We start from the raw sequence: 24,600 nt of genomic DNA on the forward strand, positions 1-24,600 counted from the left end.
CCGGGTGCGAAGACGACCGCCGCAGCCCGAGACGACGAACGCCCCGACCCTCGGCGGGATCGGGGCGTTCGCACGAAGCGGTTACTTCGCGGCGGCGTCTGCCGTGGCCGGCTCGGCGGCCGCGTCGTCGACGGGCTTCTTCGCAGCCGGCTTCTTGGCCGCGGGCTTCTTCGCGGCCGGGGCCTTCTCGGCCTCCGCCTTCGCGGTCGCGGCGGGCGCGGCCGCGGCGTCCTTCTGCGGGACCTTCTGCGGGTCGGCGGCGGCGGGGGCCGCGGCGGGCGAGGCGTCGACGGCCGGGCGCGGACGCGCGGCGAACTCCTCGAACACGTACCGCGGGTTCTGCACCGTCTGCAGGTTCACGAGGTCGCGGCCCAGCCACAGGTTGTTCCACCAGCCCCACAGCACGCGCCACTTGCGCTCCCACGTCGGCATCGCGAGGCCGTGGTAGCCGCGGTGCGCGATCCAGGCGATGACGCCCTTGAGCGCGATCTTGCCCGACTGGAAGACGCCGTTGTAGAGGCCGAGGCCGGCGACGGCACCGAGGTTCTTGTGGAAGTACTCGCGCGGCTCCTCGCCTCGCAGCACGGCCACGAGGTTCTTGGCGAGCAGCTTCGCCTGACGGACGGCGTGCTGGGCGTTCGGGACGCAGTACCCGCCGACGCCGCCACCGGACAGGTCGGGGACGGCCGAGACGTCACCGGCGGCCCAGGCGCCCTCGACGAAGGCCTCGGGGGTTCCGACGCGGAGGTCGGCGCGGGTCTGGATGCGACCGCGCTCCTCGACGGGCAGGTCGCCGCCGCGCACGACGGTCGGGTTCGCCATGACACCGGCGGTCCAGATGATCAGGTCGGTGGGGATGACCTCGCCGGTGGAGAGCTCGACGTTGCCGTCGATGGCCCCGGTCAGCTGGGTGTCGAGGTGCACATTGGCCCCGCGCTTGGCGAGGTCCTTCAGCACCCACTCGCTGGTCGGCAGCGAGACCTCGGGCATGATGCGGCCCATGGCCTCGATGAGGTGGAAGTGCGTGTCCTCGAAGCGGATCTCCGGGTACTTGCCGACCAGCGCGGACGCGAGGGAGCGCAGCTCGGCGAACACCTCGATACCGGCGAACCCGCCGCCGACGACGACGACCGTCAGCAGGCGGTCGCGCTCGGGACCGGCCGGCAGCGTGGCGGCCTTGTCGAAGTTCGACATCAGGCGGTCGCGGATCGCGACGGCCTCCTCGATGGTCTTGAGGCCGATCGCGTTGTCGGCGATGCCCGGGATCGGGAACGTGCGCGACACGGCGCCCGCGGTGACGACGATCTGGTCGTACGCGTACTCGTACGCGTCGCCCGACGGCGGCGTGATGGTGGCGACCTTGTGGGCGTGGTCGATGCCGGTCACCTTCGCGGTGACGATGTTCGTGCGCTCGAGGTGGCGACGGTGCGAGACGACCGAGTGGCGGGCCTCGATGCCGCCCGCGGCGACCTCCGGCAGGAACGGCTGGTAGGTCATGTAGGGAAGCGGGTCGACCATCGTGACCTCCGCCTCGCCCTTGCGCAGGTGCTTCTCGAGCTTCCACGCGGTGTAGAAGCCCGCGTAGCCTCCACCGACGATCAGAATCTTGGGCACAGTGCTGTTCTGAGGCACAGGGGGACAACTCCTCGGAGTCAGGGATGTGGCGGGCGTGGAGCGCGCGCCGAGCGGATGCGCCGGGCAGCAGCGGTGACGCCAAGCGCTACCAGGATACCAGGGACTGTGAGAGCGATGAGCGGGAGGGTACCGTAACGCAGTGACTCGGCACTGGGAAGCAGCGGTGAACCGGGTTCGCTGGGCGCATCGGCGTCGGGCAGCGGCGGGATGCGCACGGGGGCGACGCTCGGCTGGGGCTCCGGCTCCGGCTGCGAGTCGGCGCGGCGGTACAGGCGGATCCACTCGGCGAGGTCGCCCATGGGGTTCTCGTCCACCGCCGGCAGGTCCGCCGAGATCGCGGCCGCGGCGTCGACGAGGCCGTAGCCGTAGAGCGGATCGGGTACCGCGGTCACGCCGGGCACGGGGATAGCCGTCTTGATGATGCGGTTGATGACGTCGATGGCCGGCAGATCGGGATGCGCCGAGCGAATCAGCGCCGCGATGCCCGCCACGATCGGCGCCGCTCCGCTCGTGCCGCTCCACGAGGCGAGCTTCCCGTCGGCCGAGACTCCCAGGAGCCCCTCGCTCGGCGCGGAGATGCCGATCGTGATGCCCTGGGTCGACGCCTCGACGCTCGCGGTGCCCGTCTGGTCGACGCCGCCCACGGTCAGCACCCCGGGGATCGTCGCGGGGGCGCCGATGATGCTCGTGCCGCTCCCCCGGTTGCCCGCCGCGACCACGACGACCACGTCGTGCTCGAAGGCGTAGAGGAAGGCCTCGTCCCAGCTCTGGTCCCAGTCCAGGGTGTTCGTGGTGAAGGACAGGTTGATGACGTCGGCGCCGTGGTCCACGGCCCAGCGCATCCCCTTCGCGACCTGCTCGCTGAAGGGCACGGCCGCCGCGGCGCCGAACCCGACAGAGATCGAGAGGAGATCCGCCTCGGGGGCCACGCCGATCATGCCCGTCCCGTCGGCGGCGCCGCGTCCGGCCGTCCGGCGACCCGGCGCCCGAGACATCGGTCCCGCCGACCACCGCGCCGCCGAACGTCTCGGGGACCTTGCCGATGCCGGTGTCGATCACGGCGATCGTGACGCCGTCGCCCCGGGTGGTCTGCCAGGCCTCGCGGATGCGCGCGCCGTCGAGCCAGTACTCCGACGCCCGCACGGGATCGGTGGGATCGTCCGGCACGGGGGCGGTGCCGGGTCCGGGGGTGGCCGTCGCGCCGAGGAGCAGGACGGATGCCGCGACCATCGCGAGAGCGACGGCGCCGCGCAGCATCCGTCCGCGGCTCACGCGGAGGGATCCGTCTCTGCGCGCAGGGCGGCACCGGGGTCCTCGCACCGGCACACTTCGGGGGACCACGCGGAGCGCGCCAGAGCGGCGTCGCCGATGGGGTTCACGCCGGGACCCGCCGCGAGGGCATGACCGGCGAGCGCGTGCAGGCACTTGACCCGCGTGGGCATGCCGCCGGCCGAGATGCCGTCGATCTCGGGCACCTCGCCGAACTGCGCGCGGTCGGCGAGGTACGCCTCATGCGCCGCCCGGTAGGCCGCGGCGACGTCCTCGTCGTCGGCGAGGAGCGCCGCGAGCTCCGGCATCACCTGGGTGGCCTCGAGGGTCGACATCGCCGCGGTGGCCGCCGGGTGGGTCAGGTAGTAGAAGGTGGGGAACGGCGTGCCGTCGGGCAGGCGCGGAGAGGTCGAGACGACGGTCGGGTTGCCGCAGGCGCAGCGCGCCGCGATGCCGACGACACCGCGGACCGGGCGGCCGAGCTGCGTCGAGACGACGGCGAGCTCGGCGGGCGTGGGGGCGGGGAAGGGCGGCGTGCTCACCCCACCAGAGTACGGGAGGCGGCTCCGACCCGACGCTCAGGGAGCGACGGCGGCGGTGTCGCTGAGGCCGCTCCCGGTCAGGGTGCGCAGGAGCTGCGGCATCCAATCCGAGGAGGTCTCCTCGAGCGTGTCGCTCACCGGCTCCTGCTCGCGCAGGAGCGTCGCGGGGTCGAGGTCGTTGTCGATCAGGTACACGACCTCGCCGGGCTTGACGTAGTAGAGCCGTTCCCGCGCCTGCGTGGTGATGTAGGCCGGATCCTGCCAGCGCTCGCGCTCCTTCTCGAGCGCCTGGATCTGCTCCTCGCTCACCTTCACCGAGGCCTCCAGCGCCGCGATCTTCTGACGCTGGTCGATGAACGTGCCGAGCGTGGGAACCAGCACCCATGCGCCCAGCACGACCAGCGACAGCATGATCACGGAGAAGGCGGAGAGACGGATGCCGGAGGCCCACTCCCGCACGTCGACCCGCTGCTCGGCGCGCCGGGCGCGGGAGGCCGCGCGCCGATCCCCGCCCGCGGGAGGTCGCGCGTCCGCGGCCGGACGCGGATACGCCGAAGGAGGAGCCGGTCGTCGTGCCACGGCCCCTCCTTCGTCGGTGTCTCGGTTGCGGTCAGCCCTGGTAGCGCGGGAACGCCGAGCGGCCGGCGAAGACCGCGGCGTCGCCCAGCTCCTCCTCGATGCGCAGAAGCTGATTGTACTTCGCGACGCGCTCGCTGCGAGCGGGGGCGCCCGCCTTGATCTGGCCCGCGTTGGTCGCGACGACCAGGTCGGCGATCGTGGTGTCCTCGGTCTCGCCCGAGCGGTGCGACAGCATGGCCGTGTAGCCCGAGCGCTGCGCCAGGCTGACCGCGTCGAACGTCTCGGTGAGCGTGCCGATCTGGTTGACCTTCACCAGGAGCGAGTTCGCCACGCCGCGCGAGATGCCGTCGGCCAGGCGGGCCGGGTTCGTGACGAACAGGTCGTCGCCGACCAGCTGCACCTTCGAGCCGAGCGCCTCGGTGAGGTGCTTCCAGTTGTCCCAGTCGTCCTCGGCGAGGGCATCCTCGATCGTGACGATCGGGAAGTCGTTGACGAGACCGACGTAGTACTCGGTGAGCGCCTCCGCGTCCCAGTCCTTGTTGTCGAGGCGGTAGACGCCGTCGGAGAAGAACTCGGTCGCGGCGACGTCGAGGCCGAGCGCGATGTCGCGACCCGGCGTGAAGCCCGCCTTCTCGATCGCCTTGACGAGGAAGTCGAGGCCTTCGCGGTTGCTGGGGAGGTCGGGGGCGAAGCCGCCCTCGTCGCCCAGGCCGGTGGCGTAGCCGGCGGCCTTCAGCTCGCTGCGCAGCACGTGGTAGGTCTCCACGCCCCAGCGGAGCGACTCGGAGTAGGTCTCGGCACCGATCGGGGCGAGGAAGAACTCCTGCATGTCGATGCCGTTGTCGGCGTGCTCGCCGCCGTTGATGACGTTGAACAGCGGCACGGGCAGGAGGTGCGCGTTCGGGCCGCCCAGGTAGCGGAACAGCGGCAGGTCGGCCGAATCGGCGGCGGCCTTGGCGACCGCGAGGCTGACGCCGAGGATGGCGTTCGCGCCCACGCGCTTCTTGTTGTCGGTGCCGTCGACCTCGATGAGGATCTCGTCGACGATGCGCTGCTCGCTCGCCTCGACGCCCTCGATCGCCGGGCCGAGCTCGTCGATGACGGCCTCGACGGCCTTCAAGACGCCCTTGCCGCCGTAGCGGCCCTTGTCGCCGTCGCGGAGCTCGTACGCCTCGAACGCACCTGTGGATGCCCCGGAGGGGACGGCCGCGCGCTGGACGATGCCGTCGTCGAGGAGCACCTCCACCTCGACGGTCGGGTTACCGCGCGAGTCGAGAATCTCGCGTGCGCCTACAGCCTCGATCAGTGCCACTGATGTGCTCCTTGCTCAGGGGGAAGATGTGTGGAGCGTCGTCGATCCGCGCCCAGTCTAGCCCGCCGGCTCCCTCCGACCAGGGGCGCACCGGTCGCCGCATGGCTCAGACGACCACGGCGAGCGCGACGCCGTCCCAGCCCTTGGCGCCGACGGTCTGCAGAGCGGTGGCGTCGAAGCGCGGGTCCTCCCCCAGCATCCGCAGCCCCTCGCGGGTGCCGATCACCTTCGAGTCGGTCGTGTCGTCGTCGACGATCTCGCCGTCCCGTCCGATGTTGTCGAGCACGATGACGGTGCCGGGGTGCCCGAGTTTCGCCGCCCAGTCGAGGTAGAGCGTGTTGGACTCCTTGTCGGCGTCGATGAAGACGAGGTCGAAGCCCCCGACGAGGGTCGGCAGCACGTCTTCGCCCCGGCCGATCCGGATGTCGACGCGCTCCCCGACCCCGGCCGCATCGATGCTCGTCCGGGCGATGGCGGCGTTGTCGGCCTCCGCCTCGATGGTGACGACGCGTCCGCCCTCACCGACGGCACGGGCCAGCCAGATCGTGGAGTAGCCGCCGAGCGTGCCGATCTCGAGCACGCGCCGGGCGCCGCTGATGCGGGCGAGCAGGTGGAGCAGCTTGCCGCCCACCGGGGCGACCTCGATGTCGGGCATGCCCGCGGCGCGCTGCGCCTCGAGGGCGGCCTCGAGCGCCGGGTCGTGCCCGACAAGCGTCTCCGCGAGGTAGTCGTCGGCCTTCGACCAGGACTCGGGTGTGGGTTCCATGACCACAGCCAATCGGCCCGTCGACCGGGGCGTCAAGAGCCGGGAGCGGTCTTCGTCGCCGACGTGGCCCTCTGCGCGGCGGTGGCGAGGGCGGCGGCCGCCGTCTCGGCGTCGTCGACGGTGACGACGAACCTCCGCCCGCTCGTGCGCGTCACCTCGACCGCCGCACCGCGGCGCAGGACGACCCCGTAGCGCCCGTCGAGGGCGTATCGCACTCCCCAACCGCCGAACTCGGCGAACGGGTCGACATCGATCACGCGCGTCGACGCGATGTCGGCGGCGGCGATGTCGATCCGCGGCCACCCCGCGAGCGAGCGCACCCGCAGCCCCGCCGGGCCGATGCGCACGCGGAAGGCGAAGGTCGTGACCAGGGCGAGCAGCACGACGGCGCCCGCGGCGAGGGTGATCACGACCGCCATGGTGCCTCCGCTCCCCGTCGCCGCCATGATCGCGGCGAGCGCGGCGACGACCAGCAGCGTTGCGCCGAACACGCCCCGTCCGCTGCGGGCGATGGAGGCCGTGCCGACCCACATGACGCGCTCCGAACCGGAGCCGTCCAGCGGCGCGGCCGGCTCCGTACGCGGGGCCGGAGGCTCCGGCGTCCGCGGCTGCAGGAACCACCCGGCGAGCGAGCCGACCACGAGGAGCAGCAGGCCGCCCAGCACCGCATACCCGATGCCGGGCGCGTCCGCAGCATCCGCGAGCCCGCGCTGCGACCCGACCCCGGCGAGCGATACGAGCGAGATCAGCGCCGCCAGCCCGAGGTTGACCGCTCCCAGGAAGCGCGCGGTCACCGACCACTGCGGGGTGCCGGCCCCCGATGCCCGGGCCGACCGTCCCTTCTCGGGAAGGCGGTGCGCGAACCAGGCGAGCACGGCGAAGGCGGCGATCAGGACCGCGATGACGCCGAGCAGGACGAGGTGCGTCCACCCGGGGCCGAAGCCGTCGGGGCCGGACTCGCTCCAGTGGACGGCCGCGGGATCGGGGATCTCGGGCAGCCACAGCGTGATCACGATCGCCGATACCGCGACGATGGCGAGCGGCACGACGACCCCGACCCACAGGAAGGCGGTGCGGGCGTGACGGACGTCGGGGGTCATGGGGTGATCTCCTTCACGAGGGCGGCGAGGGTGGCGGGCGTGACGCCGAGGCGGGCGGCGCGGGCGACGAGGTCGCGCAGATCGTGGGTGAGCTCGGCGAGCGGACCGACGGATGCCGAGACGACGGCTCCCCGACCGCGACGCAGGTCGATCAGACCCTCGGTGCGCAGCTGCTGATAGGCGCGGAGCACGGTGTGCAGGTTGATCTCGAGGGTCTCGGCCACCTCGCGCGCCGAGGGGAGGCGGTCGCCGGGGACCAGCCGCCCCGCGACGATGTCGGCGCGCACCGAGCCGGCGACCTGCTCGTACAGGGGGGCGCGGCTCGCCATGTCGACCGTGATCAGCATCCCGACCTCCTTCGCCGTTAATTATAGTTAAAATAGAACAATCGTCGCAAGGACCTCGCGCCCCGGGCGTCCGCCGCCGCCCGCACGACACCCGCCGTTCACCGCGGCGTGGGACGATGACCGGATGCCGCTCGCACGACGCCTGACACTCCGGGACGCCGTGTTCCTGGGTCTCGGCTCGATGATCGGCGCCGGTGTCTTCGCCGTCTGGGGACCGGCCGTCTCCGCAGCGGGCCAGGGGCTGTTGATCGCCCTCGCCATCGCGGCTCTCGTCGCGTACTGCAACGCGACCTCCTCGGCCCAGCTGGCCGCCGTGCACCCCGTCGCCGGAGGCACGTACGCCTACGCCCGGGCCGAGATCGGCCCGTGGTGGGGATTCCTCGCCGGCTGGAGCTTCGTGATCGGCAAGACGGCGAGCTGCGCCGCCATGGCGCTGACCTTCGCCGCGTACGCCGCGCCGGAGGGCTGGCAGACGCCCGTGGCCGTGTCCGCGGTGACCGCGCTCGTCGCCGTGAACTGCTTCGGCGTGACGCGCACGGCCCTGGTCACGCGCATCCTCGTCGTCTGCGCGCTCCTGGGACTCGCCGTCGTCGTCTCAGCGGGACTCTCGTCGGCTTCCGTCCTGGACCCGCCGCCCCTTCCCGAGGTCACGGCGTACGGGGTGCTGCAGGGGGCCGGCCTCCTGTTCTTCGCATTCGCGGGCTACGCCCGCATCGCCACGCTGGGCGAGGAAGTGGTCTCCCCCGCCCGCACGATCCCGCGCGCGATCGTCGGCGCGCTGGGCGGGGCGGTGGCGGTCTACACGATCGTCGCGGTGACGGTGATGCTGACGCTGGGAGCGGATGCCGCGGGGAGCAGCGCGCCGCTCGCCGACGTCCTCGCGCTCACGGACCTCGAGGCCGCCGCTCCCGTGCTCCGCGTGGCGGCCGCTGCGGCATCCCTCGGCGCCCTGCTGGCCCTGCTCACCGGCATCGGCCGGACCACGCTGGCGATGTCACGGGAGGGCGATCTGCCGCGCGCGCTCGCCCGGGTGGATCCCCGCTGGCACGTGCCGCGACGCGCCGAGATCGTCGTCGGCGCCGCCGTGATCGCGATCGTGCTGCTCGGGGATCTCCGCGAGGCCATCGGGTTCTCCTCATTCGGCGTGCTCCTGTACTACCTGATCGCGAACGCCGCCGCGTTCCGTCAGGAGGGGCCGGCGCGCCGCTATCCGCGGGCGCTGCAGGTGCTCGGCGCGCTCGGGTGCCTGCTCCTCGTCACCACGCTGCCCCTGGTCGCGTCGCTCGTCGGCACGGCCGCCCTGCTGGTCGGCGTCGTGTATCGGCTGCTGCGGCTGAGGTTCGGCCGCGCGCGTCCCCCCGCTCAGCCGCCGGCCTCGGCACGGTAGACCCGCGGCGCGGTACCCAGCACGGCGCGGAAGTCACGGGTCAGGTGGGCGTGATCGGCGTAGCCGACCCCCGCGGCGACCGTGGCGAGGTCGACGCCCGGGTCTCGGCGCAGCATCTCGGCAGCGTCCTGCAGGCGGCGCCGCCGGATCATGGCCCCCGGGGACACGCCCACCGTGCGGTGCGCCAGGCGCTGGAGCGTGCGCACCGACACGGCGAGCCGGGCCGCCGCCTCCTCCGGGGTGGAGGCCGCACCCGCGCCGAGCAGCACGTCGGAGAGGGCGTTCGCCTGACGCCCGGCAGGACCGACCGGGCCCACGCGTCTCTCGAGCCAGGCCGAGAACGCCTCGACGGCGCGTTCCCGGCGCTCGTCGCCGCGCGTCATGGCGGCGGACACAGCGGCATGCAGATCCGGAGCCGCGAACGGGGCCTCGGCATCGATCAGCGTATGCGGCTCCACCCCGAGGCCCGGCACTGCGGCGGGGCGCAGCAGCGCCCCCACGGCCCACCCCCGGCCGCGGAGATCGCGGTGCGATGCCCGCGTCGTCGGCCCGGAGATCGCGACGCCCTCGGCCTCGACCACCAGATTCAGCGCCGGGTAGCCGGCGACATGCTGACGCGACGAGCGCCCCGGCGCCAGGTCCCACTCCGGGATCCAGAACCAGGCGACCAGATCGGCGGCCGACCCGGTCGCGGGGAGACGGTGGAACTCCGGCAGACGAGCCGGGTAGAGCACGCCGCGCGTGGGATCGACCATGCGCCCACCTTAGGGACGGGGGCGGACGGCCGCAGCACCCCGCGCATCTGTCGCGGATGTTCAAGCGACATCGACGCCCCTCGCCGTAGCGTGGCCGCCATGGACGAGACGACTTCCACCGGCGCGACCGGCGCGCACACCACCGCAGGCCGCCCGCACAGCGCGACCTCCCTCACCCCCTTCCTCGCGATCCCCCGGGCGCGCGAGGCGATCGAGTTCTACCGCGACGTGTTCGGTGCGCGCGTCGTCGATGTCACGGAGTTCGGCGACGTCGTGGCGCACGCCGATCTCGACTTCGGCGCCGGGCGGCTGCAGCTGGGCGAGCCGAGTCCCGAATACCACCTGGTCCCCGCGCCGGAGGGCGAGGACGACTGCTACTCGATCGGCCTGTACGTGGCCGATGTCGACGCGGTCGTCGACCGGGCCGTCGAGGCCGGAGCCACCGTGCGGGAGGCGCCGTCGCTGTTCGTCTCGGGAGACCGCTATGCCAGCATCCGCGATCCCTTCGGCGTGCGGTGGTCCGTCATGACCCGGGTCGAGGACCTCTCCGACGAGGAGAGCGCGCGCCGCGTCGCCGAATGGGCGGCGTCGTTCACCGGGGACGGCGACTCTCCGAGCTGAGCGCTGCCTGCGCGGCCCGGGCGACGGCGGGCAGCAGCGCCTCGGCCGTGCGCCGGTAGCCGAGCGCACTCGGATGGAAGCGGTCGAGGCTGAACATCTGCTCCGGCTCGTCGAAGAAGAGCGGACCGACCGAGCGCCGGAGGTCGACCGGCACGGCGCCGCCCTCCGCCGCGGCCTCGCTCTGAGCGGCCGCGAGGCGTCGCGACAGCCCCGAGACGATGCGACGCAGGGGCTGCGGCACCGGCCGCAGGGTGCCGAGGTCGGGGCAGGTGCCCACGACGACCTCCGTCCCCTCGGCCCGCAGCACGTCGATGGCCCGGCGCAGATGGCGGATCGACACCCCGACCGGGAGCCGATGGGTCACGTCGTTGCCGCCCACGACGATCACCGCGACATCCGGGCGGTACCCGGTCGGGAGCCCGTCGAGCTGGGCATCGAGGTCGGGCGACTCGGATCCGACGACGGCGGCGGTGTGGAGGCGGACCGGCCGGTGCAGCCCGGCAGCGAGCGCCTTCGCCAGGCGCCCGCCCAGCGTGTCCTTGCGTCGCGCCGCCCCGAGGCCGGCCGCGAGGGAGTCGCCGAGCAGCAGGAGCTCGACCGGCGCTCCGTCGAGCGACCGCCGCCAGATGCGGTCGGCGTCGAGCGACTGCTCCCCGAGCGGCTTGCCGATGCGGCGGCGGGCCACCGCGGCCTGGCGGATCAGCAGCGCCCGCGTGCCGGCCACGGTCAGGGCGGCCATCCCCAGGACGCCGACGATCACCCGCGTTCGAGCCATGCGGCGATTCGACCGCGACCACGTGAACGGGTCGTGAACGGCATCCGTCCCGTGGGCCGCTCGCCCGCGCCCGGTCAGGCCAGCGGCTTGCGCTCCAGTTCGGTCGCCCCGGCCGACACTGTCGCGAACGAGCGGAAACCGTCGGCGGACGCCCGCTCGAGCAGCGCCTTGAGGTTCTTCGGGCGACGTTCGAGACGCACCCGCGCCCCGGACGCGATCATCGTCGCCTTGTGACGGAGCAGCTCGGCCACCGGCACATCGGCGTCATGCACGAGCACGACCGCGTCGCCGCCGGCATCCGCTCCGGCGGTGACCAGGTCGACCAGGCGCTCGAACCCGAGCGAGAAGCCCACGGCCGGCACCTGCTGACCGAGGAAGCGCCCGATCATGCCGTCGTAGCGGCCGCCGCCGCCGAGCGAGTAGTCGACCGAGGGGTGCGCCAGCTCGAAGATCGTGCCGGTGTAGTAGCCCATGCCACGCACGAGGAAGGGGTCGAAGACGAGCGGGATGCCCGCGCCGCCGGATGCCGCGGCGGACGCGCGACCCTGGGCCACCGCTTCGCCGATGCCCACCAGGTGGGCGACGATGTCGGCGGGCGCACCCTCGGGCAGCGCGGCGCGGATCTGCTCCTCGCCGAACGCGGCTGCGGTCGGCGCCGGACGCCCGAGGAACGCCTCGAACGCGTCGACCGCCGACGCGGTGGCCGCGCGATCCCGGAGCTCGGCCGCGACCCCCGAGGGGCCGATCTTGTCGAGCTTGTCGATAGTGATGAGCACGCCCGGCCGCTCCTCGGCCGCGAAGCCGAAGCTGTCGAGCATCCAGTCCAGCACCCGCCGGTCATTGATGCGGATCGTCGCGCCCGTCAGCCCCAGCGCGTCGACCGCGTCGAGCGAGGCGACCAGGAGCTCGGCCTCGGCGCGCGCCGAGTCGTCGCCCATGATGTCGATGTCGCACTGGACGAACTGGCGGTAGCGCCCCTTCTGCGGGCGCTCGGCGCGCCAGACCGCACCGATCTGGATCGCGCGGAACACCCCGGGGAGCTGCCCGCGGTTGCTCGCGTAGAACCGCGCGAGCGGCACGGTGAGGTCGTAGCGCAGTCCCAGGTCGGAGAGCGCGGCGGGGTCGTCAGCCGCCGCGCGGATCGCCTCGGCGTCGAGTCCGCGGCGCAGCACGTTGTAGGCGAGCTTCTCGTTGTCTCCCCCGATGCCCGCATGCAGACGCGAGTACTCCTCCAGCACGGGCGTCTCGATCTCGTCGAATCCGTGCGCCAGGTAGCGCTCGCGGATGACGGAGAGCACGCGCTCGCGGCGGGCTTTGTCGGCGGGGAGGATGTCGCGCATGCCGCGCGGCGGGTTCACAGTAGCCACCCGTCCATCTTCCCAGGTCTGCCGAGCGCCCCGTGCCGGTCAGCCCTCGACCGCGCGCACGTCGTGCTCCAGTGCGCGCAGGCGCTCGCGCAGCGCGCGCTCCGCGTCCCACCCCTCGGCGCGGGCGCGTCCGACCAGGGCCAGGATCGCCTCGCCGAGCTCCGCTTCCGTGCGGGGACCTTCGGCCACCGGCACCTCGACCCCGGCTCCCCCGGCACGTCCGGCGAGCTTCTGCGCGAGCGCCAGCGCGGGCATGCCCCGCGGGACGCCGTCGAGCACGCTGGTCCGGGTGCGCTTCTCCGCCGCCTTGGCCGCGTTCCAGTGCACGAGCACCTCCTCGGGCGTCGTCGCCACCGCGTCGGCGAACACGTGCGGATGCCGGCGCACCATCTTCTCGGTCAGCGTGCGGGCGACGTCGTCGATGTCGAACGGGTCCTCCGGGTCCTGCGCCGCGATCGCGGCGTGGAACAGCACCTGCCAGAGGAGATCGCCCAGCTCCTCGCGCAGGTCGGCGCGCGACCCGTCCTCGACCGCCTCGATGACCTCGTGCGACTCCTCGATCAGGTACGGCACGAGATCGCGGTGCGTGATGCGCTGCGACCACACGCATCTCTCGCGCACCGCGCGCATCGTCTCGGCGGCCTGGCGCAGCGCGTCGGTCCGGGCGTCGTCGCGGGACGCGCGGGAGCCGCCGTCCGGCTCGGCACGGTCGGATCGAGCGGTCATGACGACTCCTCAGCGGTCGTGGGCTGCAGGGTGGACGGCACGCCGCCTCCGCCGCGACGGCGGTACCCCCGAGCGCGCAGGGAGACGACGACGCCGGCGACGACGAGGGAGAGCAGCGATCCGACGAGCACGCCCAGGATGGCCTGGTCGCGCAGCGCAGGGGTGTCGGCGAACGCGAGGTTCGCGAGCAGCAGCGACACGGTGAACCCGATGCCGCCCAGCGCGCCGGCCGCGAGCAGATCGGCGAAGGGCAGTGCCGGGGCCGTCCCTCGGGGACGGATGCGCAGAGCGACCCACCCGAACAGGGAGATGCCGATGATCTTCCCGACGGGCAGCGCGACCACGATCCCCCAGAACGCGGGCGACAGCGAGGTCGCCGAGGTCGCCGGGATCACGACGAACGCGGCGACGAACGCGAAGAGCGGGAGGATGCCGCCGTTGACCAGCGGCTCCAGCGCGTGCCGCGACCGCTCGGCCGGCGTCGGCGCCATCACGAGCCCGAGCGCGACGCCGGCGATCGTCGCATGGATGCCGGAAAGGGCGACCAGGCCCCAGCACACCGCACCGACGACGACCATGGCGACGGCGATCGCCGCGTGCCCGCGCGCGCCGAGCCGGCGGGACAGGAACCAGAACGCGGCGACGGCCACGACCGCCCCGGCGAGCATCCCCCACTGCAGGTCGTCCGCGAAGAGGACCGCGATGAACACGATCCCGATGATGTCGTCGAGGATCGCGAGCGCGAGCAGGAAGACCCGCACGGCCGGAGGCAGGCCCCGTCCGAACATGGCCAGCACGCCGAGCGCGAAAGCGATGTCGGTCGCCGTCGGGATCGGCCACCCCGCCGAGGTCTCCGCGCCGCCGGCGATGAGCAGGTAGACGGCGATCGGCACCAGGACGCCGCCCGCCGCCGCGATCGCGGGTTGCACGGCCTTGCGGACGGAGTCCAGCTCGCCGTGCGTCAGCTCGTGCCGCAGCTCGACCGCGACCACGAAGAAGAACAGCGCCAGCAGACCGTCCGACACCCAGTGCGCCAGCGAGAGGTCGAGCCCGGTGCCGGGCACCGCGACGTGCAGGTCGAGCACCGCGGCGAGCGCGTCGTGCGAGGGCAGGTTCGCCAGCAGCAGCCCGAGGCCCGCCGCCAGCAGCAGCAGGACGGCCGGGAACTGCTGACCGCGGAGGGGGTTCTTCGAGATGCGCATCCCTCCCATGCTAGGTCGCGCCGCGGGCCCCGGCCGGGCCGATGCCGTCGCACGTCGTCATGCGTTCGGGGCACCCCCGTCGGCCGAGATACGCTCGGATGGTGACCTCCGAACCCCGCTTCTCCGAGCCCACGAACACCGAAGCCATTCGCGTCATCGGACGCTTCGAGGCCGGACAGGGCATTCCGGAGGCCATGCGCGCCGACGTCCGGATGCTGGGCGGCCTGCTCGGCCAGGTGCTCCGAGAGGCCGGCGGCGACGACCTGTTCGACGACGTCGAGCGCCTCCGGCTCGCCACTATCCAGGCGTACGAGGACGAGACGTCCGATGCGTTCGAGCGCGCCGCCGCCATCGCCGAGTCCTTCACCATCGCACGCGCCGACGAGGTCGCCCGCGCGTTCACCTGCTACTTCCACCTGGTGAACCTCGCCGAGGAGCACCAGCGCGTCCGTGTGCTCCGCGAGCGCGCCGGCCAGCCCGGCCGCGAGGACGCCGCCGACACCGTCGCCACCGCGTACGCCCGCCTGCGCTCCGAGGTCGGCGACGAGGAGGCGCGCCGACGGCTCGCCGGCCTGCGGTTCCACCCCGTCTTCACGGCGCACCCCACCGAGGCCCGCCGCCGCGCCGTCTCGTCGAGCATCCGCCGTCTCTCCGAGCTGCTCACCCAGCACGACGCCGCGAGCGCGGGCGGCGCCGAGCAGCACCGCGCGCGCCGCCGGATGCTGGAGGAGATCGACACTTTGTGGCGCACCGCTCCCCTGCGCTCGCAGAAGCCCTCGCCCACCGATGAGGTGCGCACCGTCATGGGCGTGTTCGACGAGACTTTGTTCACGACGGTCCCGCACGTGTACCGCCGTATCGACGACGCCCTGCGCGGCGACGAGTCCGGCGCGAGCGCCCCGGCCGTCCCCGCGTTCGTGCGGATCGGCTCGTGGGTGGGCGGGGACCGCGACGGGAACCCTTTCGTGACGGCATCCGTCACGCGGGAGGCGTCGCAGATCGCGTCCGACCACGTCCTGCGGGGGCTGGAGCGGGCCCTCGAGCGCATCGGCCGCACGCTGACGCTCGATGCCGAGAGCACTCCCCCGAGCGCGGAGGTCTCGCGCCTGTGGGACGACTTCGCCGCCGCCGAGCCCGAAGCGGCCGAAGAGATCGCGACCCGCTCCCCCGACGAGCCGCACCGTCGCGTGCTGCTGCTGCTCGCCCACCGTGTGGGCGCGACCCGCCGTCGCGACACCGTGCAGAGCTACGCCCGCCCCGAGGATCTCCTCGCTGACCTCCGCCGCGTACAGGTTTCGCTGGCCGACGCCGGAGCACGGCGCCACGCCTTCGGCGGGGTGCAGCACCTGATCTGGCAGGTCGAGACGTACGGCTTCCACCTCACCGAGCTCGAGGTGCGCCAGCACTCGCAGGTGCACGCGAAGGCGCTGGCCGAGCTCGAATCGGACCAGCCCCTCAGCGCGCAGACCGAGGAGGTCCTCGAGGTCTTCCGCGCGATCGCCGACATCCAGCGCGACCGCGGGCTCCGCGCCGCGGGCCGCTACGTGGTGTCGTTCACGCAGGCCGCGTCCGACCTCGCGAACGTGCACCGGCTGGCGCGGCACGCGCTCGGCGACGCCGCCCCGGTGCTCGACGTGGTGCCCCTGTTCGAGACGTTCGCCGACCTGCAGGCGGCGCCCGGCATCCTCGCCGAGGCCGTGACCTTCCCGGAGTTCCGCGAGCGCATGGCCGCGACCGGCAACCGCCTCGAGGTGATGCTGGGGTACTCCGACTCCTCGAAGGACGTCGGGCCCGTCGCGGCGAACCTCGCGCTGTACGAGGCCCAGGAGAAGATCGCCCAGTGGGCGCTCGGCGCCGGCATCGAGCTGACCCTCTTCCACGGTCGCGGCGGCGCGCTCGGGCGCGGCGGCGGTCCGGCCAACTCCGCGATCCTCGCCCAGCCGCCGCACTCGGTCGACGGCCGCTTCAAGCTCACCGAGCAGGGCGAGGTCATCTTCGCTCGCTACGGCGAGCCGGCGATCGCCATGCGCCACATCGACCAGGTTGCCGCGGCGACGCTGCTGGCCTCCTCGCCCTCGGTCGAGCAGCGCACGAGCGCGGCGGCCGCGCGGTACGCCGAGGTCGCCGCGATCATGGACCGCTCCTCGCGCGAGCGTTTCTTCTCGCTGGTCAAGGCCGAGGGCTTCGCGCCGTGGTTCGCGACCGTGACCCCCATGGAGGAGATCGGGCTGCTGGCCCTCGGCTCCCGCCCCGCGCGCCGCGGCCTCTCGGTCGAGTCGCTGGAGGACCTGCGGGCGATCCCGTGGGTGTTCGCCTGGACCCAGGCCCGCATCAATCTCGCCGGCTGGTTCGGACTCGGCACCGCGCTCGAGGCGGTCGGCGACGCGGACCTGCTGGTCGAGGCGTACCGCGAGTGGCCGCTGCTGCGCACCATGGTCGACAACGTGGCGATGAGCCTCGCGAAGACCGACGAGCGCATCGCCCGCGAGTACCTCGCCCTGGGCGACCGCGACGACCTGGCCGCCCTCGTGCTCGACGAGCTCGCTCTCACCCGGCACTGGGTCATCCGGCTCACGGGCGGTGAGGGACTCCTCGAGAACAAGCCCGTGCTGCAGCGGGCCGTGCAGCTGCGCAGCCCGTACGTCGACGCCCTCTCGCTGCTGCAGCTCCGCGCCCTGCGGGCGCTGCGCGCGCCGGCGGATGCCGAGGCGACGGGCTCCGGCGCCGACGCCGAGCAGCAGCGCCTGCTGCTCCTTTCGGTCAGCGGCGTGGCCGCGGGCCTGCAGAACACCGGGTGAGTCGAGCCGTGTCGCCCCGGGCCGGGATCCGGTGCGGGAATCGAGCCGCGGACCGGAGGCTAGAGTGAAAACTCGCGCCCGATCCGGCGCCGCCCTCACGCGACACGATCGCCCCGCACCCCCATCCCCCACCGAGAGAGCCTTCCGCGTGACCGCAACCGCCCCCGCCGTCTTCCATCCGCTCGACGCCTCCGTCCAGCCCGTCTTCGACACCGTGCTGTCGCGCAGCCCGCACGAGCCGGAGTTCCACCAGGCCGTGCACGAGGTGCTGCACTCGATCGCCCCTGTGCTCGCCGAGCACCCGGAGTACGTCGACGGCGGCATCCTCGAACGCCTCGTGGAGCCCGAGCGCCAGATCCTGTTCCGCGTGCCGTGGGTCGACGACTCCGGCAGGCTCCAGGTCAACCGCGGCTACCGCATCCAGTTCTCCTCGGTGCTGGGTCCGTACAAGGGCGGCCTGCGCTTCCACCCGTCGGTGAACCTCTCGATCATCAAGTTCCTCGGCTTCGAGCAGATCTTCAAGAACGCCCTCACCGGCCAGGGCATCGGCGGCGGCAAGGGAGGGTCCGACTTCGATCCGCACGGCAAGTCCGATGCCGAGGTCATGCGCTTCTGCCAGTCGTTCATGAACGAGCTTTACCGCCACCTCGGCGAGCACACCGACGTCCCGGCCGGCGACATCGGTGTCGGCGGACGCGAGATCGGCTACCTGTTCGGCCAGTACCGCAAGGTCACGAACCGTCACGAGTCGGGCATGTTCACGGGCAAGGGCACCGGGTGGGGCGGCGCCGAGGTGCGCACCGAGGCCACCGGTTACGGCGCCGTGTTCTTCGCGCAGGAGATGCTCGCGGTGAAGAACGACTCCTTCGACGGCAAGCGCGTCGGCGTCTCGGGCTCGGGCAACGTCGCGATCTACGCGATCCAGAAGGCCACGCAGCTGGGCGCCGTACCGGTGACGGCATCCGACTCGTCCGGCTACGTCGTCGACGACGCCGGCATCGACGTGGACCTGCTGCGCCAGCTCAAGGAGGTCGAGCGCGCCCGCATCGTCGAGTACGCGAACCGTCGCTCGAGCGCCCGCTTCGTCGAGGGCGGCAGCGTCTGGGACGTGCCCGTCGACATCGCGGTGCCCTCGGCCACGCAGAACGAGCTGAGCCTCGCCGATGCCGAGACGCTGATCGGGAACGGCGTGCGCGCCGTCTCCGAGGGCGCCAACATGCCCTGCGTCCCCGAGGCGGTGGAGGCGTTCCAGAAGGCCGGCGTGCTCTTCGCGCCGGGCAAGGCCGCGAACGCCGGCGGCGTCGCGACCTCCGCGCTGGAGATGAGCCAGAACGCCTCGCGCCAGCGCTGGACCTTCGGCGACAGCGAGAGCAAGCTGCGCGAGATCATGGGCGACATCCACCGCGCGTCCTTCGATGCGGCCGAGCGCTACGGGGTCCCCGGCGACTACGTCGCGGGCGCCAACATCGCCGGCTTCGAGCGGGTCGCGGCGGCCATGCTCGCGCAGGGCGTCATCTGAGCCCCCGTTTCGCACGCCGAAGGGCCGCCCCGGAGCACCCGGTGGCGGCCCTTCGTTTCACGGATCAGGTCTCGTCGACCGGCACCTTCACGACCTTGTTGAAGCCGGTCACGGCCTGGTTCTCGTCGAACGACGCGACCTTGCGGCGGAAGCCGCGCGTGATCACGAGCAGGTAGACGAATCCGAGGGCGGTCCACGTGAGTCCGCCGACCAGGGCGTCCTGGTGCAGGTTCACCCACAGCAGGCCGGTCAGCAGCATGCCGATCGCGGGCATCACGATGTAGTGGAAGACGTCTGTGGGGGTCTTGCGGCGGCCCTTGCGGATCGCGAACCAGGCGATCACGGAGACGTTCACGAACGTGAACGCGATCAGGGCGCCGTAGTTGATCCAGGCGGCGATCAGCTCCAGCGTGAACGGGATCGCGAGGAGCGAGATCGCCCCCACGAGCACGATGTTGAAGGTCGGCGTGTGCGTGCGCGGGTTGATGTAGCCGAACACCCTCTGCGGCAGCACGTTGTTGCGGCCCATCACGAGCAGCATCCGCGACACCGACGCGTGCGAGGCGAGGCCCGAGGCGAGCGTGGCGCAGAAGCCCGCCGCCGTCAGCACCGCCATCAGGACGTCGCCGCCGACGAGCTCGCCGATGATCGGCAGCGTCGAGTCCTCGACGAACTGCATGTCGCCGCCCGGCGCGAACTCGTTCCAGTCGGGGAACCGCAGCTGGGAGACGTAGGACGCGACGAGGAAGATGCCGCCGCCGAGGAGCACGGTGAGCAGGATCGCCTTCGGCATGATCTTCGGATCCTTCGCCTCTTCCGCGTACATCGTCACCGCATCGAACCCGATGAACGAGAAGCAGACGATCGTGGCACCGGTGAGCACCGCGGTGAAGGTCACGTCGTCGTGCAGGAACGCGCCGACCGAGAGGACGGTCGCGGCGCCCTCGCCGCGCAGCAGCTGCGCGACCACGAGGACCACGAACACGGCCATGACGACGATCGAGAAGACCAGCAGGATCATGTTCATGTTCGAGGTGCCGCGCATGGTCATGTAGATGATGCTCGTGACGAGAAGGCAGTAGAGCACGACCCAGATCCAGGCGGGGACGTCGGGGAACATCGCCTCGAGGTAGCTCTTGATGATGAGGCAGTTCACCATCGGCAGCAGCACGTAGTCGATGAGCGAGGTCCAGCCGACCATGAACCCGAGGTTCGGGTGGATCGACTCGCGCACGTAGGTGTACGCAGACCCGGCGCTGGGGATGGCGCTCGCGATCTTGCCGTAGCTGATCGCCGTGAACACCATCACCACGAGGGCGACGAGATAGGCGGCCGGGACCACGTCGTTCGTGTCGCGCGCCACCATGCCGAAGGTGTCGAACACGACGGTGGGCGTCATGTAGCCGAGTCCGAGTCCGACGATCGCCCAGAGGCCGAGGTTTCGTCGGAGGGTGCCCCCGCCTTGCGCGAGCGGTTTCGTCTTCAGGGCCATGTGTACTCCTCGAGAAAGAGCAGGGGCCGGACTTCGGGTCGTCCGACGCTGTGCATCAGTATGGAGTACCGCTATTCCCTTGCGCGACCCCCAAAATCGGTACGAAATACGCATGTAACATCGCCGATCGGAACCGGATCCGAAGGCGAGGCGATCACCATCCTTCGGTGAGCACCCGATCCAGGACGGCGACGACATGGTCGGCGCTGTCGGCGGTGAGACACAGCGGCGGCTTGATCTTCAGCACGTTCGAGCGCTCCGACGTGGTGAGCACCACGACGCCGAGCTCGCGCATCCGCTCGCAGATCGCCGCCGCCTCGGCCGCGGCGGGCTCCATCGTGGTGCGGTCGCGCACCAGCTCCACGCCGAGGTACAGACCGGCGCCGTGCACCACCCCGACGAGCGGATGCCGGTCGGCGAGGCCGCGCAGACCCGCGGCGAGCCGCGCGCCGATGCGCTCGGCGTTGCGCTGCAGGTCGTCCTCGACCATGGCGTCGAGCACGGCGATGCCGACCCGGCAGCTCAGGGTGCTGCCGCCCGCGGACGAGAAGAACTGCCCCTGCGTGGCCAGGGCGTCGGCGATCCGTTGGGAGGTGATCACGCCGCCGATCGGGAACCCGTTGCCCATCGGCTTCGCGATCGTCACGATGTCGGGGGTGGCGCCCGCCTGCTCGAAGCCCCAGAACGTGGAGCCCATGCGGCCGAACCCGACCTGCACCTCGTCGGCGATGCACAGCCCGCCGGCCGCGCGGACCCGCTCGTAGGCGCCCGCCAGATACCCCTCCGGCAGCAGCACTCCCCCGGCGTTGCCGAGCACCGACTCGCACACGAACGCCGCGACGTCGCGCCCCTCGTCCGCCAGGCGGGCGAAATCTTCGTCGAGATCGGCGAGATAGCGTCCCGCGGTGTCGTCGCCGCGGTACGTCCCCCGGAACCTGTTCGGCACGTCCGCCACGTGCACCCAGTCGGGACGACTCTCGAGCGCGTACGGATTGTCGTACGCGCTCGTCGTGACCGCGTCGCTCGCCATCGTCCAGCCGTGATAGGCCTCGCGCAGGGCCACCACGGTCCGGCGGCCCGTCGCCGCCTGCGCCAGCCGGAGGGCGAGGTCGACGGCCTCGGATCCGCTGTTGACGAGCAGCACGGTGTCGAAGCCGCTCTCGGCAGGCATCAGGGCCAGCAGCCGTTCGCTGTACTCGGCGAGGTCGCGGAAGAGGAAGCGCGAGTTCGTACCGAGCGTGCGCAGCTGCCGGCTCGCGGCCTCGGCGACCTTCGGATGACTGTGGCCCAGACCGGCGACGTTGTTCACCATGTCGACGTACGCCCGCCCCGTCGTGTCGACGAGGTGGTGCCGCCACCCGCGTTCGATCTGAGGCGGACGCTCGTAGTAGCGCTCCTGCGCCCTCGCGAAGATGCGCTCGCGCCGTTCGAGCTCGCGCTGCGACTCGTCGTGCTGGGCCGATGACGGGATACCGAGCAGCGGGGCCGGATCGGCCGTGAACCGCCGCCATGCGGGTGCGCGTTCGGGCCGCACCAGGGCCGCGCCCGACACGGGGACGGGCAGCGGCGGCGCGTCGACCCGACGGATGCCGACGACCACGACCCGGGGCTCGTCGGATGCCGGGACCCAGCCCACGACCCGGCCGACCTGCACGGCCGTGTCGGGGTGCTCATCCAGCTCTGCGCCCCGCAGGTCGAGCGTCCAGCCGTCACCCACGATGCGCGGCGACTCCCCGTGGGCGCGGAGCGCGCCCGCGAGAGGCGCGGTGACGCGCACGCGCGGCCCGGGCGCGAGATGCACCTCGGTCTCGACGGACCAGGTGGCGGCGGCATCCTCCGCGTCCACGGTGGTGCGCGTGAGGCGGTACACGCCATAGGGCAGGAGGACAGCTGCGGCACCCCCGGCGAGGGCTTCGGCCACCAGCGACCGCTCCACGTCACCGGACAGCCAGCGTCCCTCGTCGAGCGCCGCGGATTCCACCCCGAGGTCGAGCACCGTGACCTCCCCGACGAGGTCGGGCAGGATCGCGGAGAGCGCGGCGCCCTCCGTCGTGGCACGGAAGACGGGGGCCTCCACGCCCACGCAGGCCAGGACGTGCTCGATCCCCTCTCGCAGCGGCAGCACGGTCGCGGCGTCGAAGATGGCCTGCTCGCCGGCGATGCGCTCGCGGGCATAGGCGTTGTCACCGTCGATCTCGAGCTGGCGCCATCCGCTCGCCACCAGCAACGCCGCGCGGAGCACGACGAGGGGCCACACGGCGCGGGCCTCCTCGGCGGTGAGCGGCGCGGCCTCGTGGAAGGCCTCGATCGTCTCGAGCACCCGCAGGGGACGGTTGGGCTCGTGATGCAGCATCGACGACGCGCAGACCGCCAGCTCGGCGACGCGCCAGCCCATCGAGAGGTCGCCGAGGTCCAGCAGCGTGTGCGGGTGCAGACGCGAATCCGCCCCGCGGAGGCCGGTGACGTTGTCGTCGGTCAGATCGCCGTGCACGGGCTGCACCGGCAGCGCAGCGCGGAGCGGCGCCAGCGCCTCCTCCGCCTCGGCGGCGGCGGCGCGCACCCGATCGCGAAGGGCCGCATCGGCGATCGACGGCAGCAGCCGGTCGACCTCCGCGGACGCGACCCTCATGTCCCACATGTGCGCGCGATCGAGCCCGGCATGACGCAGCCCGGCGAGTGCCGTGACGGATGCCGCGGCGAGCGCGCCGAACTCGCGGAGCACGACCGGGGCGAGGTAGCCGGCGTCGACCAGCGGCTCCCCCGGGGCGAACTCGCTGCGCCGTGCGGCGAAGCCGTGCCACCGCTGCGTCAGCGCGCCGTCGAGTCCCGGCAGGACCGCGGGCACCGCCACGCCTGCACTCCGGTACGCCTCCAGCGCCGCGTGCTGGGCGTCCCGCGCGTCGTCGCCGAAGACCGGATTGTCGATGCGCAGCACGCTCCGGCTGCCGTCGGGCTCGGTCAGCACGAAGTTCCGGTCCTGGTTGCTCCCCAGCTCTTCCGCGGTCGCGACGAGGCCGTAGCACGCGCGCGCGATCTCGGCGGCGTCCGCCGCGGTCACGTCGGGGCGCACGAGGCCGACGCCGTCCGCGGGGCGCTCAGCGTGCGGCATCCGTGCCGCCGATCGGGACGTCGTGCGCGTGACGGGCGAGGGTGCTCGCGTAGCGCTCGGTGAGCTGCACCATCAGGTCGGGGGTGTCGCGGTCGACGCCGAACACATGCCCCGGGAAGTCGAGGTCGGGCTGAGCCGCGGCGATCTCGGCGTCGCGATCGGGCGACAGCAGTTGCACGGGGTGGCCGACGGCGACCCATCCGATCGGCACGACCGTGCCCTCGGGCAGACGGGAGCGGCGGTGCACGATCGCGTTGACCCGCACCTCGCAGCGCGAACCGACGATCGCGCCGTTGAAGACCCGGGCCCCGGAGGCGAGGAACACCTCCTGGCCGATCGTCGCCCCGGCGACGCTCGCGAGCGTGCCCACGAGCGTGTGATCGCCGATGTGGACCGCATCGACGGCCGTGGCCCGCACAAGCGCATTCTCCATCACGATGACGTGCTCACCCAGGACGATCGGGCCGCCCTCGGCCGTGATCACGGCTCCGTGCAGCACCTGGCAGCCGGGGCCGATCACCACGTCGCCCGAGATGACGGCGGTGGGAGCGATGACGGCGGTGTCATGGATGCGGGGGCGAGCCCCGGCGTGCTCGTACAACATGGTGACAGCGTAGTGCGGCGGCCCGCCACACCGGAGGGGCCCTATTCCTTTGTCGCCGCGCCGCGTCGCAGCATGCCGATCACCAGGGTCGCCAGGAAGAGCACGACGCCGAGGACGGCGAGCCACAGCAGACCCTTGATCACGAATCCGAAGACCGCGAGACCCGCCCACACGATGAGGAGGATGATCAGAAGTACCCACATGCCGACAGCATCCTCCCGCACATCCCGACGCCGCACCCCGTTGACGTCCCGACCGCTCTGGAGTAGCGGATGGCGTTGACGACCGCCCGGGGCGGACCTACCGTGCACGCATGACGATCACGAGCGTGTTCCCGATCCTCCGCACGAGCGATCTCCCCCGGCTGTGCCGCTTCTATGAGACGGCGTTCGACGCCGCCGTGACGTATCGGTTCGCGCACGAGGGGCGGGACGTGTACGTCGCGCTCACCCTCGGCGGCGCCCCTCTCGGCATCGGCTGGGAGCCGGAGGTCGCCCGGGGCGAGGCGATCGCCGTGTGGCTGTACTGCGACGACGTCGACCGGGTCTCGGCGGTCGCGGTCGACTCCGGGGCCGAGCTGGTGGATCCACCCGAGGACCAGCCCTGGGGCGAGCGCGTCGCGCAGGTCCGGGACCCCGACGGCAACCTGCTCTACCTCGCGACCGCCGCCGACGACCGCTGAGCCGCCTCGCCCC

General features: G+C 72.4%; 22 protein-coding genes. 5 read left to right on the forward strand and 17 right to left on the reverse strand.

The window, feature by feature from the left end; translation table 11 throughout:
* Positions 1-81 precede the first annotated feature (81 nt).
* The 8 genes from AB3M82_RS03660 to AB3M82_RS03695 all read right to left on the reverse strand — a co-directional run bounded on the left by AB3M82_RS03660 (position 82) and on the right by AB3M82_RS03695 (position 7,550).
* Positions 82-1,614: an NAD(P)/FAD-dependent oxidoreductase gene (locus tag AB3M82_RS03660; RefSeq protein WP_412955624.1), complete on the reverse strand. Its 1,533-nt coding sequence runs from the start codon at positions 1,612-1,614 to the stop codon at positions 82-84.
* Between the two features lie 38 nt (positions 1,615-1,652).
* Positions 1,653-2,630, reverse strand: coding sequence for a S8 family serine peptidase (locus AB3M82_RS03665; RefSeq protein ID WP_412955625.1), 978 nt, complete (start codon positions 2,628-2,630; stop codon positions 1,653-1,655).
* Positions 2,631-2,903: 273 nt separating this feature from the next.
* Complete coding sequence (locus AB3M82_RS03670; RefSeq protein WP_412955626.1) at positions 2,904-3,446, reverse strand: DUF501 domain-containing protein; 543 nt, start codon at positions 3,444-3,446, stop codon at positions 2,904-2,906.
* A 36-nt stretch (positions 3,447-3,482) separates the two neighbouring features.
* Positions 3,483-4,025: an FtsB family cell division protein gene (locus AB3M82_RS03675; protein WP_412955627.1), complete on the reverse strand. Its 543-nt coding sequence runs from the start codon at positions 4,023-4,025 to the stop codon at positions 3,483-3,485.
* Positions 4,026-4,056: 31 nt separating this feature from the next.
* Entirely contained in the window at positions 4,057-5,337 is a 1,281-nt protein-coding gene (gene eno / locus AB3M82_RS03680) for a phosphopyruvate hydratase (RefSeq protein WP_412955628.1), read from the reverse strand.
* 106 nt (positions 5,338-5,443) lie between these two features.
* The gene (locus AB3M82_RS03685; protein WP_412955629.1) at positions 5,444-6,103 is read right to left on the reverse strand and encodes an O-methyltransferase; all 660 of its coding nucleotides are present in this window, start codon (positions 6,101-6,103) and stop codon (positions 5,444-5,446) included.
* 32 nt (positions 6,104-6,135) lie between these two features.
* Positions 6,136-7,203: a hypothetical protein gene (locus tag AB3M82_RS03690; RefSeq protein ID WP_412955630.1), complete on the reverse strand. Its 1,068-nt coding sequence runs from the start codon at positions 7,201-7,203 to the stop codon at positions 6,136-6,138.
* The gene (locus AB3M82_RS03695; RefSeq protein WP_412955631.1) at positions 7,200-7,550 is read right to left on the reverse strand and encodes a GntR family transcriptional regulator; all 351 of its coding nucleotides are present in this window, start codon (positions 7,548-7,550) and stop codon (positions 7,200-7,202) included. The genes AB3M82_RS03690 and AB3M82_RS03695 overlap by 4 nt, the downstream gene beginning before the upstream one ends.
* Positions 7,551-7,674: 124 nt before the next feature.
* Here AB3M82_RS03695 and AB3M82_RS03700 point away from each other — a divergent pair, with 124 nt between their 5' ends.
* Complete coding sequence (locus tag AB3M82_RS03700; RefSeq protein WP_412955632.1) at positions 7,675-8,937, forward strand: APC family permease; 1,263 nt, start codon at positions 7,675-7,677, stop codon at positions 8,935-8,937.
* Here the strand turns inward: AB3M82_RS03700 and AB3M82_RS03705 are convergent.
* On the reverse strand, positions 8,913-9,692 hold the full coding sequence (locus tag AB3M82_RS03705; RefSeq protein ID WP_412955633.1) for an AraC family transcriptional regulator: 780 nt from the start codon (positions 9,690-9,692) through the stop codon (positions 8,913-8,915). The two genes, AB3M82_RS03700 and AB3M82_RS03705, sit on opposite strands and share 25 nt — an antisense overlap.
* A 99-nt stretch (positions 9,693-9,791) precedes the next feature.
* Between AB3M82_RS03705 and AB3M82_RS03710 the strand changes: the two genes are divergently transcribed.
* The gene (locus AB3M82_RS03710) at positions 9,792-10,313 is read left to right on the forward strand and encodes a VOC family protein (RefSeq protein ID WP_412955634.1); all 522 of its coding nucleotides are present in this window, start codon (positions 9,792-9,794) and stop codon (positions 10,311-10,313) included.
* Here the strand turns inward: AB3M82_RS03710 and AB3M82_RS03715 are convergent.
* The 4 genes from AB3M82_RS03715 to AB3M82_RS03730 form a co-directional block, all read right to left on the reverse strand.
* A complete protein-coding gene (locus tag AB3M82_RS03715) occupies positions 10,285-11,088 on the reverse strand; it encodes an SGNH/GDSL hydrolase family protein (RefSeq protein ID WP_412955635.1) in 804 nt (267 codons plus the stop codon). The genes AB3M82_RS03710 and AB3M82_RS03715 overlap by 29 nt on opposite strands.
* A 74-nt stretch (positions 11,089-11,162) precedes the next feature.
* Complete coding sequence (locus AB3M82_RS03720; protein ID WP_412957998.1) at positions 11,163-12,428, reverse strand: histidine--tRNA ligase; 1,266 nt, start codon at positions 12,426-12,428, stop codon at positions 11,163-11,165.
* Between the two features lie 66 nt (positions 12,429-12,494).
* A complete protein-coding gene (locus AB3M82_RS03725; protein ID WP_412955636.1) occupies positions 12,495-13,181 on the reverse strand; it encodes a nucleoside triphosphate pyrophosphohydrolase in 687 nt (228 codons plus the stop codon).
* Positions 13,178-14,383, reverse strand: coding sequence for a Na+/H+ antiporter NhaA (locus AB3M82_RS03730; protein WP_412955637.1), 1,206 nt, complete (start codon positions 14,381-14,383; stop codon positions 13,178-13,180). Before AB3M82_RS03730 ends, AB3M82_RS03725 begins: the two co-directional genes overlap by 4 nt.
* A 194-nt stretch (positions 14,384-14,577) precedes the next feature.
* Between AB3M82_RS03730 and AB3M82_RS03735 the strand changes: the two genes are divergently transcribed.
* A complete protein-coding gene (locus AB3M82_RS03735) occupies positions 14,578-17,181 on the forward strand; it encodes a phosphoenolpyruvate carboxylase (protein WP_412957999.1) in 2,604 nt (867 codons plus the stop codon).
* A 148-nt stretch (positions 17,182-17,329) separates the two neighbouring features.
* On the forward strand, positions 17,330-18,700 hold the full coding sequence (gene gdhA / locus AB3M82_RS03740) for an NADP-specific glutamate dehydrogenase (RefSeq protein WP_412955638.1): 1,371 nt from the start codon (positions 17,330-17,332) through the stop codon (positions 18,698-18,700).
* Between the two features lie 64 nt (positions 18,701-18,764).
* Here gdhA and AB3M82_RS03745 read toward each other — a convergent pair whose 3' ends face one another.
* The 4 genes from AB3M82_RS03745 to AB3M82_RS03760 form a co-directional block, all read right to left on the reverse strand.
* Positions 18,765-20,192, reverse strand: coding sequence for an APC family permease (locus AB3M82_RS03745; RefSeq protein WP_412955639.1), 1,428 nt, complete (start codon positions 20,190-20,192; stop codon positions 18,765-18,767).
* A gap of 154 nt (positions 20,193-20,346) precedes the next feature.
* Positions 20,347-23,301, reverse strand: coding sequence for an aminotransferase (locus tag AB3M82_RS03750; protein ID WP_412955640.1), 2,955 nt, complete (start codon positions 23,299-23,301; stop codon positions 20,347-20,349).
* Positions 23,288-23,905, reverse strand: a complete 618-nt coding sequence (locus AB3M82_RS03755) for a gamma carbonic anhydrase family protein (protein WP_412955641.1) — start codon at positions 23,903-23,905, stop codon at positions 23,288-23,290. The genes AB3M82_RS03750 and AB3M82_RS03755 overlap by 14 nt, the downstream gene beginning before the upstream one ends.
* Positions 23,906-23,946: 41 nt before the next feature.
* A complete protein-coding gene (locus AB3M82_RS03760; RefSeq protein ID WP_412955642.1) occupies positions 23,947-24,108 on the reverse strand; it encodes a hypothetical protein in 162 nt (53 codons plus the stop codon).
* A 110-nt stretch (positions 24,109-24,218) separates the two neighbouring features.
* Here AB3M82_RS03760 and AB3M82_RS03765 point away from each other — a divergent pair, with 110 nt between their 5' ends.
* Positions 24,219-24,587 (forward strand): VOC family protein, encoded by a 369-nt coding sequence (locus tag AB3M82_RS03765; protein WP_412955643.1) that lies wholly within the window; start codon positions 24,219-24,221, stop codon positions 24,585-24,587.
* The last annotated feature ends 13 nt before the right edge of the window (positions 24,588-24,600 follow it).

It is taken from the genome of Microbacterium californiense, assembly GCF_047246625.1.
GTDB lineage: Bacteria > Actinomycetota > Actinomycetes > Actinomycetales > Microbacteriaceae > Microbacterium.

Coding starts and splice junctions, on each gene's coding strand:
- AB3M82_RS03665 (WP_412955625.1), bottom strand. CDS start 2,630: ATGTCTCGGGCGCCGGGTCGCCGGACGGCCGGACGCGGCGCCGCCGAC.
- AB3M82_RS03685 (WP_412955629.1), bottom strand. CDS start 6,103: ATGGAACCCACACCCGAGTCCTGGTCGAAGGCCGACGACTACCTCGCG.
- AB3M82_RS03690 (WP_412955630.1), bottom strand. CDS start 7,203: ATGACCCCCGACGTCCGTCACGCCCGCACCGCCTTCCTGTGGGTCGGG.
- AB3M82_RS03695 (WP_412955631.1), bottom strand. CDS start 7,550: ATGCTGATCACGGTCGACATGGCGAGCCGCGCCCCCCTGTACGAGCAG.
- AB3M82_RS03700 (WP_412955632.1), top strand. CDS start 7,675: ATGCCGCTCGCACGACGCCTGACACTCCGGGACGCCGTGTTCCTGGGT.
- AB3M82_RS03705 (WP_412955633.1), bottom strand. CDS start 9,692: ATGGTCGATCCCACGCGCGGCGTGCTCTACCCGGCTCGTCTGCCGGAG.
- AB3M82_RS03710 (WP_412955634.1), top strand. CDS start 9,792: ATGGACGAGACGACTTCCACCGGCGCGACCGGCGCGCACACCACCGCA.
- AB3M82_RS03715 (WP_412955635.1), bottom strand. CDS start 11,088: ATGGCTCGAACGCGGGTGATCGTCGGCGTCCTGGGGATGGCCGCCCTG.
- AB3M82_RS03720 (WP_412957998.1), bottom strand. CDS start 12,428: ATGCGCGACATCCTCCCCGCCGACAAAGCCCGCCGCGAGCGCGTGCTC.
- AB3M82_RS03725 (WP_412955636.1), bottom strand. CDS start 13,181: ATGACCGCTCGATCCGACCGTGCCGAGCCGGACGGCGGCTCCCGCGCG.
- AB3M82_RS03730 (WP_412955637.1), bottom strand. CDS start 14,383: ATGCGCATCTCGAAGAACCCCCTCCGCGGTCAGCAGTTCCCGGCCGTC.
- AB3M82_RS03735 (WP_412957999.1), top strand. CDS start 14,578: ATGCGCGCCGACGTCCGGATGCTGGGCGGCCTGCTCGGCCAGGTGCTC.
- AB3M82_RS03745 (WP_412955639.1), bottom strand. CDS start 20,192: ATGGCCCTGAAGACGAAACCGCTCGCGCAAGGCGGGGGCACCCTCCGA.
- AB3M82_RS03750 (WP_412955640.1), bottom strand. CDS start 23,301: ATGCCGCACGCTGAGCGCCCCGCGGACGGCGTCGGCCTCGTGCGCCCC.
- AB3M82_RS03755 (WP_412955641.1), bottom strand. CDS start 23,905: ATGTTGTACGAGCACGCCGGGGCTCGCCCCCGCATCCATGACACCGCC.
- AB3M82_RS03760 (WP_412955642.1), bottom strand. CDS start 24,108: ATGTGGGTACTTCTGATCATCCTCCTCATCGTGTGGGCGGGTCTCGCG.
- AB3M82_RS03765 (WP_412955643.1), top strand. CDS start 24,219: ATGACGATCACGAGCGTGTTCCCGATCCTCCGCACGAGCGATCTCCCC.